We start from the raw sequence: 279 nt of genomic DNA, 5'->3' as shown, positions 1-279 counted from the left end.
AACATTCGCGCTTTGCGGCGGGAACTGCGGCGCGAATTGAGAAGCGACGGTGAGCCCATCCGGGCGTAACAAGGCCAGAAACTCGCCTTCGGCGGCGAGCCGGAAGTTGGTGTGCAACGGCGCGCCGGGGATACGGCGGTCTTTGTTGGAGGCGAACACAACTAGGAACCGTCCCGGGGGCAGGTTCGTGTTCGGGAACCGCCATTGGGACGGGTTGCCGGCGTCGTCGGTCAGGCACCAACCGAGCAGGTTCACCAGGTTCGTGCCGGCATTATAGAG

Annotated in this window: 1 protein-coding gene; it reads right to left on the bottom strand. The window is 63.8% G+C overall.

Features of this window, described 5'->3' with window-relative positions; all coding sequences use genetic code 11:
• Positions 1 to 279, bottom strand: a 279-nt coding sequence (locus MD536_RS21805) for a lamin tail domain-containing protein (protein ID WP_239603884.1), incomplete at both ends; no start/stop codon positions are given.

The organism is Flavihumibacter cheonanensis, from assembly GCF_022352215.1.
GTDB classification, from domain to species: domain Bacteria; phylum Bacteroidota; class Bacteroidia; order Chitinophagales; family Chitinophagaceae; genus Flavihumibacter; species Flavihumibacter cheonanensis.
The sequence above is the reverse complement of the archived record's forward strand: the minus strand, read 5'-3'. Positions and strand labels throughout refer to the sequence as shown.